Source organism: Daejeonella sp. (assembly GCF_046590655.1).
In the GTDB taxonomy this organism is placed as follows: Bacteria; Bacteroidota; Bacteroidia; order Sphingobacteriales; family Sphingobacteriaceae; genus Daejeonella.
The window spans coordinates 1-6,936 of sequence record NZ_JBKJUM010000085.1 but is presented as its reverse complement, the minus strand read 5'-3'; the positions used below and the strand labels follow the sequence as shown (position 1 = coordinate 6,936).

Annotated in this window: 6 protein-coding genes; 4 read left to right on the top strand and 2 right to left on the bottom strand. The window is 41.6% G+C overall.

Going from position 1 to position 6,936, the window contains the following annotated elements:
- Positions 1 to 1,497: amidase (locus ACLL8Z_RS08260; protein ID WP_411274297.1), on the bottom strand; the 1,497-nt coding region annotated here is incomplete at its 3' end.
- Positions 1,498 to 1,548: 51 nt separating this feature from the next.
- Here ACLL8Z_RS08260 and ACLL8Z_RS08255 point away from each other — a divergent pair.
- Together ACLL8Z_RS08255 and ACLL8Z_RS08250 are read left to right on the top strand one after the other, a co-directional pair.
- Positions 1,549 to 2,805 carry a hypothetical protein gene (locus tag ACLL8Z_RS08255; protein ID WP_411274296.1) on the top strand — a complete coding sequence of 419 codons (1,257 nt, stop codon included), beginning with the start codon at positions 1,549 to 1,551 and terminating at the stop codon, positions 2,803 to 2,805.
- A complete protein-coding gene (locus ACLL8Z_RS08250; protein ID WP_411274298.1) occupies positions 2,796 to 2,954 on the top strand; it encodes a DinB family protein in 159 nt (52 codons plus the stop codon). The genes ACLL8Z_RS08255 and ACLL8Z_RS08250 overlap by 10 nt, the downstream gene beginning before the upstream one ends.
- Before the next feature lie 49 nt (positions 2,955 to 3,003).
- Here the strand turns inward: ACLL8Z_RS08250 and ACLL8Z_RS08245 are convergent, their stop codons facing one another.
- Positions 3,004 to 3,750 (bottom strand): EcsC family protein, encoded by a 747-nt coding sequence (locus ACLL8Z_RS08245; RefSeq protein WP_411274295.1) that lies wholly within the window; start codon positions 3,748 to 3,750, stop codon positions 3,004 to 3,006.
- Between the two features lie 171 nt (positions 3,751 to 3,921).
- Here ACLL8Z_RS08245 and ACLL8Z_RS08240 point away from each other — a divergent pair, with 171 nt between their 5' ends.
- Both ACLL8Z_RS08240 and ACLL8Z_RS08235 read left to right on the top strand, forming a co-directional pair.
- A complete protein-coding gene (locus tag ACLL8Z_RS08240) occupies positions 3,922 to 6,612 on the top strand; it encodes a M14 metallopeptidase family protein (protein WP_411274294.1) in 2,691 nt (896 codons plus the stop codon).
- The coding region (locus tag ACLL8Z_RS08235; protein WP_411274293.1) for a hypothetical protein at positions 6,602 to 6,936 on the top strand (335 nt) is incomplete at its 3' end. The genes ACLL8Z_RS08240 and ACLL8Z_RS08235, both read left to right, overlap by 11 nt.

Below are 6,936 nucleotides of genomic sequence, written 5' to 3'. Positions count from 1 at the left end.
CGGTGCGATAAACGCATCAATACCTTTCATCTTTTCATTTAATTGCTCGATCAGTAAAGTCCTAGCCCTATTAGCCTGGATGTATTCTACCGCCGGTATAAATCGAGAGGCACGAAGAGCATTGGGCCGCGCACTTTTACCCTGGAGTACCATCAGGTCTTCCCGGTTGGTAAGCGTCAGCTCATCAAAAGCCGCTCCAGCTTCCGCCGAAAGAACAATTGCAATTTCCGCGTAAGGCAGTACAGGGAGCTCAATGGGTATCAACTCTGCCCCTAGTTCTGTTAACTTAACGAGGGTCAGACTGTCATTTGCAGAATTTGCATTTCTTCTCAAAAATTCAGATTTAACGACCCCGATACGAACCCCTTTTAAACTCCCCAAAGTTGGTGTAGTATAATTAAAGGGCGCTGGTATCACACTTAGATCCTTGCCATCCGGGCCCATGATCGCATTAAATACAATTGCACAATCTTCTACATTTCGTGCAATCGGACCAAGCTTGTCCATACTCCAGCTTAATGCCATTGCTCCATATTTGCTAATTCTGCCAAATGTAGGTCTGAGTCCGGTTGTTCCATTTTCTCCGGAAGGTGAAACAATTGAACCGTAAGTTTCAGATCCAATCGCAAAGGGCATACAACCTGAAGCCACAGCAGAAGCTGATCCGGCGGATGAACCGCTAGAACCCCGCTTTATATCCCAGGGATTTTTTGTCTTTCCTCCAAACCAAACATCGCCCTGAGCTAATTCGCCGAGGGTCATCTTTGCAATCATCACTGCTCCTGCTGCTTCAAGCCTGGTGATTACGGTTGCATCAGCATCAATCACCTGATCTTTGTAAGGAACAGAGCCCCATGTAGTTTTATACCCCTTTGCCGCAAGTAAATCTTTAGCCCCAAACGGGATACCATGCAATACTCCGCGGTAATTTCCAGCGGCTATTTCTAAATCGGCCTTTTTTGCCTGAGCCATCGCCCGTCCTTCTGTAATAGTAATCACATTGAGAAGAATGGGATCGTATTTTTTTAAGCGGTCAATGAAATATTGGGTCAGCTCGACTGAGGAAATTTGCTTGCTGCGAATTAATTGGGCAAGCTGAGAAATAGAACTAAAAGCTAAGTCGTCTTTGTTTCCGCTAAATCTCACCTTCGGTGCTGGCGACAATTTAAATCCGCTTGTTTTATCGGGATATTGGTATCCTATCGGCAGGGGGTTAAAGTTTAATGCAGGAACAACGGAATTAGGCATGTTAAGCTTACGCAGCTCAACATAGTTTTTTCGTCTCCCATCAAGAGTTTCCAGCATCGAATCTGCTTCGGCATCAGTAAATTTAATTCCAATGATCTTTTGAGCTTCTTTAATCACAGATATTGTGATCTTATCCTCATCTACCTGACGGGTAATAAATCCGCCAAGAAAAAAACTAGTTACACATGACAAACCAATAATACTATTTCGGATGTTAATGAGTTTGATATACTTCTTTTGCTTTACCATTTAATAAACATAATAAAAGAAACAGTAAATTAACACTCTACAAAAAAAGACATGGTAAAATATTTTTTTTCTTCATTAATACTGCTTTTTACAAGCCTCTCGCTTATAGCACAAACTACGAAAACAGGGGTACTGGTGATTGGCAATACAGCTGCTAGTGTTGCCGCATCACTTCAATCGGCACGCTCAGGCGCAAAAACTATTTTGCTTACTCAGACCCCTGCTATCAACGTAGACCTTAGTCGGGAGGATATACCATATCTCCAAAAGATTCAAAATCATTACAAAGTTAAGCTTAAGAAAAAACCTGGTGCAAAAGACAGCACCGTGGCTTTAGATCTTAACATGAGGAAGGATCAATATTTGAAGCTGATAAAGAGCGTCATTGACACAACTAAAAATTTGAGCCTGACCTTGAATACTGCCCTTGAAAAAATTGAAAAAGATGGCAAGGGTTGGGAAGTGAAGTTAAAAAACGGGCAAAAGATAAAAGCGGATGTTGTTGTGGATGCAACTGAAAATCTTTTTATAACGTCGATACTAAGAGTGGATGTTACTAAAACTATGGGAAACAGTGTTGCACTAAATAGCCCCTTTGATAGCAAGTTATACCGCAGTACTGTCGCAAGTGCTAATTATGGCGCTAATGCTTCAAGTGCAATTCCTATCTCTATTGGCGCATTTCTCCCAGCTGGAGTTGAAAATTTCATTATTGTTCCTAAAAGTACAAGCACCATGAAACTGGTGAGTATGTCTGCCGGACAAGCTGCTGGAACAATTGCTTCATACTGTGCATTTTTTAAGACTACAACAAAGAATATCAATGTGAGAGCAGTGCAGACAGAACTTTTAACATTTGATGCGCAACTTATCCCATTGGCAGATGTGCCGGAAAATGCTCCAAATTTTCTTACTTTTCAACGGATGGCACTTAGCGGTTTGTTAAAGCCAGTGATCTCCAAAGAAGGGGATCGGAGTGTAATGAAGTTCGATACAATTGGCACGATTTCTTCAGAACAACTGCGCATTCCGGTAAGAGAATTTTATTCAAGAAGCCAAATTTGGTTTGCTGATAATAAAAAGGAAGTAATGACCATCGAAGATGCAATAAGCCTGTTTATGTTTACGGCCACCCGTGGCGACGAGCTTAAAAAAGAAATTGAAGAAGGCTGGAAAGAAAGCTTTCAATTTGAAAGCAAGTTCGATTTAAAACGACCAATTACAAGAAAAGAATTTGCAATTCTAGCTGACCGTTATTTGCAGCCTTTTAATATCAAAGTTGACTTTGCAGGAAATTTATTGAGGTAAAAAGCAATACAGTTAAACGCGGTAATTATGAAGTGACTCCATACGGCTGGCTCAATAAAGCATTTGAACACCAGACGCATCATAGGGCACAGGCCACAATATATCTAAGATTAAACGGTATTAAACCTCCTAATGAGAAGGTGTTTTAAACTTTCTGATTACCTGCCTGCGGCAGACAGGATGATTACTGAATACTGATTAGTCCTTCAACTGCTTAAGAATCTTCAACGAACTAACTTTCCTCATCCGATAACAGTTCATTGCTGTTTCACCAAGTTTACTTATCAGCTTATAATTGACAATAGCTCCGACGGCTGCGCCAATGACAGGAATTAGCTGAGCCATTTTTGCGAGGTCGATGTAGTCTCTGTATTCCTGTTGAAAAGTACGCCAGTCAAATTTATCTACATCGTCGGGGAGTGTCCGCTGGTAATTTTCCCAATCTTCAATTTGTTTAAACACGTCAGTTCTTCCTTGCTGGCTGGAAAAGGCGAGCTGAAATATGTGCAGTATATACAATCTTTCTTTATAATTTTGAACATCATAACCATAGAGTGCAGCGATATCAAACAGGAGTTTTATTTTTATTGCAATTAGAATTGGAAAATCCGCAAGACCAAGCAAAATACCCCCTGCTCCTGTAACAGCGCCTTCAGCCGAAGCAGTTTTTCGGTAAAAATCAATTCGTTCTTTTATGAAAGCTTCTCTTAACTGTAAGGAACTATCCTTGCGGGGTTCTCTGGTAGTATATTTTGCACCAAAAAGAACGGCCTTGACCATTTTCTCTATCGTAACCGTAATGGCATTGTGGACTTTATCAGGAATCCAACGGTTGATTCTGTTCTGTAATGTTTTCGAAGCATAATTTAAAAAAGAAGGCTTCTTTCTAATTTTCAATTTCCATGTTTCAAGTTCAAAGTGAGCTTGTTGTTCGTAAAAAGTCATGAAGTATTAACAATTGAAGGGTAGTTTGGTTATGAAGTTAACGAAAGAATGATCAAACAAGCAATACTTTTTAAGAATCTATTTTCTGTCTAACCAGGAAAAAATCTTGTCTCTTGGTTCTTGCTTCATGGCTCTTTCTATCCTATCTTGCAAACCGCTAACCCACAACCAATGCCAAGATTTTACTCATTAATCACTTGCTTATTCATTATTAACAGCGTTTACTCACAAGTTTCGCCCAAAGAGCATTTCGGATTTGAAATAGGTGATGATTATAAACTGTCCACAAATACGGAGACTGAAGCTTACTTCAAAAAACTTGCAGCAAGTGAACGAGTAAAATTTGTTGAGATTGGTCAAACCGAAGAGGGACGATCGCAATATATGCTGATCATATCTTCTCCCGAAAACCTGAAAAATCTTAGTAGGTACAAAGAAATCTCCCAAAAACTTGCTTATGCTGAAGGGATCAATAACCAGGAAGCAACAGCTCTTGCAAATGAGGGTAAGGCAGTTGTGTGGATAGATGGAGGGCTGCATGCCACAGAAACTTTAGGAATCCATCAGCTCATAGAAACCGCATGGCAGCTGACAAGCAGAAATGATTCCGAAACTATGCAAATTCTCGATAACACGATCATCCTGATGGCCCATGCAAATCCTGATGGCCAGGAACTGGTTAGCAATTGGTATCTGCGTGAAAAGGATCCCACAAAACGCACCCTTCAGGGGCTCCCCCGTTTATACGAAAAATATGCGGGGCACGACAATAACCGGGATTTTTTCATGCTGAATCTCAAAGAGAGTCAGAATATTGCCAGGCAACTATTTATTGAATGGTTGCCTCAGATTATGTACAATCATCATCAGTCTGGTCCGGCTGGATCTGTGGTAGCCGGGGCTCCATACCGTGACCCCTTTAATTACGTGTTCGATCCGATCATCATGACCAGTATCGATGCCCTTGGAGCGGCCATGAATAATCGCCTTAATGTGGAAAACAAACCAGGTTATACTCAGAAATACGGATCGGTATTCTCAACGTGGTACAATGGAGGATTAAGAACCACCACCTATTTTCATAATATCGTGGGTTTACTAACTGAAACTATCGGCGGACCGACACCTACGGAAATTCCGCTGGTACCTCAGCGCCTTATCCCAAATGGCGGAACAACCTTCCCGGTTAAACCGCAAAAATGGCATTTCCGACAGTCGATAGATTATTCTGTTTCCATGAATTATGCTGTATTAAACTACGCCCAGCGACATAGAGATGAATTGCTTTTCAACATCTACAGAATGGGGAGAAATTCTATAGACCGGGGAAGTAAGGATAACTGGAGTTTGTCCCCAAAGAAGATAGATGCAATCAATCTTGCTTTTCAGAAAGAATCTAAAATGGCCAAAGCTCCCGTTCAATTGCCTTCAAGGTATTATGATAGCGTAATGCTTGATAAAAAACAGCGCGATCCGAGAGGTTATATTCTCTCTTCGGCTCAGGACGATTTTCCAACCGCCATAAAGTTTGTAAACGCACTTGTACGCACAGGTATACTTGTGCATAAGGCAACAGACAACTTTAACGTTGCCGGTAAAAACTATCCTAAAGGATCTTATATCATTAAATCAAATCAGGCATTTCGCCCCCATGTGCTTGACATGTTTGAACCACAGGATCATCCAAATGATTTTAAATATGAAGGAGGGCCTCCTGTTGCCCCTTATGACGCTGCCGGCTGGACATTAGCTTATCTGATGAATGTCGACTTTGACAGGCTCCAGGATGATTTCCAGGGTCCGTTCGAGCGTATCCCATACGGCGAACTTCAGAGCCCCGAAATTAAAACGCTTATTTCTTCAAACGGCTATCTTATAAATTCGCAATCTAACAACGCGTTTAGAGCAGTTAATGAATTGCTTAATGCAGGACAAACTGTATCCAGAATAAATAAGGGATCAGATGCTGGCGATTTTTACATCCCGGCAACGGAAAAAAGCCGAACGATTCTAAAAAATCAAATTACCAATCCTGGCCTGGAAGTAAGAACTTCTTCATTAGCGCCAAAGAACATCACAAAAGTCACTGGTCTCCGGATCGCTTTATGGGATACTTATGGCGGATCGATGTCGTCAGGCTGGGTTAGATTCCTAATGGAACAGTATAATTTTAAAGCGTCAATTCTATATCCCCAGGAGATAGATGCAGGCAACCTTAATGCGAAGTATGATGTTATAATTTTTGTAACTGGCGCAATCCCTGCTTATAATGCTCCAGCAGTTTCTACCCCAGTCAGTCCTCTTGCTGCAGATATTCCTGAAGAATACAGGAAGCAGACAGGAACGGTAAGCGCCGACAAATCAGTGCCCCAATTAAAGAAATTCTTAGAAAATGGCGGCAAGCTTGTCACTATTGGTAGCAGTACGAATATAGCCTATCATCTCGGACTGCCTGTCAGGAACCACCTTGTCGAACTGGGAGAAAACGGTAAAGATGTAAGGCTACCTGCAGTAAAATATTATGTTCCGGGAAGTGTTCTGCGCGTTAATGTAGATAACAAACTGACTGCAGCCTGGGGAATGGCTCAACAAGCAGATATCTATTTCGACAACAGTCCTGTTTTCAGGGTACCGACAGATGCGATCACCAAGGGAACGATCAAACCTATAATGTGGTTCTCAGAACCGAAGTCATTGCGAAGTGGATGGGCCTGGGGACAGGAATATCTGCAGGACGGTGTTACAGCCTTCGAAGCCGGGGTTGGTAAAGGCAAATTATACGCCTTTGGCCCTGAGATAACCTTCAGAGCGCAGACCCACGGCACTTTTAAATTGCTATTCAATCAACTTTATGATTACTAAATATCTGATAGCTGGCTTTATACTTGTAAGCTTCGGCGCCAGGGCTCAGGGCAACGCAGCGTTTTTCAGGGAATTACAATCCAAAAAAGGAAAAACATTTTATGGGAAAACGATTTATATGCCCGACACCACGAAAGCAAATGACTTTTGGGGGAAAGAACTGAGTTTTACAGTTAATAAGCGCCATGGAGAATTGAAAATGCCATTTATTGTTGGGGAAAATAAATCGCGTACATGGATACTTAAAAAGACCAGGGGCAGGCTGGAATTAAAACACGATCACAGGCATGAAGACGGTAAACCAGATAGCATAAGCAATTACGG